Genomic DNA, 1,374 nt, shown 5'->3' on the forward strand with positions numbered 1-1,374 from the left:
CCCGCCGCGTCACGGCATCCCGGACATGGTCGATGACCGAGGCGATCGGACCTACCGTCCACTGCTTGGCGGTCGAACCGGCGGCTGACGGGTGCACCCAACCAGCACTAGGGCCTGTTCTGGGTTCGGATCATGGGGTCGGGAGGCTGCGTAGCCAGAGGATGGATCCGCGTAGGTGGAGTCCCGCGGCGTAGCTTTCGGGTGTCTTGTCGTAGCGGGTGGCCAGACCCCGCCATTCCTTGATCTTGTTGATGCTGCGCTCCACGGTGTTGCGGTCCTTGTAAAGCGTGGCGTCGTGGCTGACCGGGCGGCCACCGGGGCTGCCGCGTTTCTTGCGGTTGGCCTTCTGGTCGGCCTTCTCCGGGATCACCGCCTGGATCTTCCGGGCGCGCAGGTGGGCGCGGTTGGCGCGGGAGGAGTACGCCTTGTCGCCGGCGACCGCGTCCGGCCGGGTCCTGGGGCGCCCGACCGGGCACCTTGATTTTCTTCAGGACCAGGAGGAAACGCGGGCTGTCCGCGGCCTGTCCGGGGGTCAGGACGATGGACAGCGGGCGGCAGCGCCGGTCGGTCGCGAGGTGCACCTTGCTGGTCAGCCCGCCCCGGAAACGTCCCAGCTCGGCGGCGGTCAGCCGAGCCCTGCGGCGTCGGCGTACCGCGCGGCGCCGTGCCCGTTCGGCTTCCTCACCACCCTCGGGCGCCTCGGTCACACAGTCGTTTTGCCCGGTTTCTGAAGCCCCTTTTCCTCCGTCAGGGCCTTCTCCAGGTCGACCAGGAGATCCGGGTCGACCACCATGCCCGCCGCGTGGTGATGCGCGCGGGCGACGGTGGAGTCCACGCTGGCCAGGCTGAGATCGACATCGTCGCGCGCCGCCGCCTCGGTGATCATCGCGTCCATGAGGGTCTGGAAGACCCCGTCCTGCGCCCACAGCCGGAACCGGTCGTAGATCGTCGACCAGGAGCCGTAGCGTTCGGGCACGTCCCGCCAGGGACTGCCGGTCCGGAACCTCCACATCACCGCGTTGACGTAGCTGCGCAGGTCAGGGATCAGCCCGGAGGCCCCCAGCGGGAGGTACGGCTCGATCAGCTCCCACTCACCGTCGGTCAGGTCGCCACGAGTCATACAACCGTGCTACCAGCCGGAGCACCCGAACACGAAAGGCGATCATCCCGCCTGTGATCCGAACCCGGAACAGGCTCTAGCAGGACTTCGTTAGGTGACTCCGGATAGGTGACTCCGGATAGGTGTTGTGTGACGNTGGGTGTGNGGNTGAAGGGTCGTTGGCAGGTGGGGCAGGCGCCGGTCCAGACGGCGAGCAGGGCCTGGAGGGTGCGGAGGACTCCGTAGAGGGTCAGGCCGGCGCAGGGACTTTTGGG

Annotated in this window: 1 pseudogene; it reads right to left on the reverse strand. The window is 68.2% G+C overall.

Features of this window, described 5'->3' with window-relative positions:
• Positions 1-130: 130 nt before the first annotated feature.
• A pseudogene (locus BMG523DRAFT_RS24010) lies at positions 131-1,120 on the reverse strand (IS5 family transposase).
• Positions 1,121-1,374: the final 254 nt, after the last annotated feature.

Source organism: Frankia sp. BMG5.23, from assembly GCF_000685765.2.
Classification (GTDB): Bacteria; Actinomycetota; Actinomycetes; order Frankiales; family Frankiaceae; genus Frankia; species Frankia casuarinae.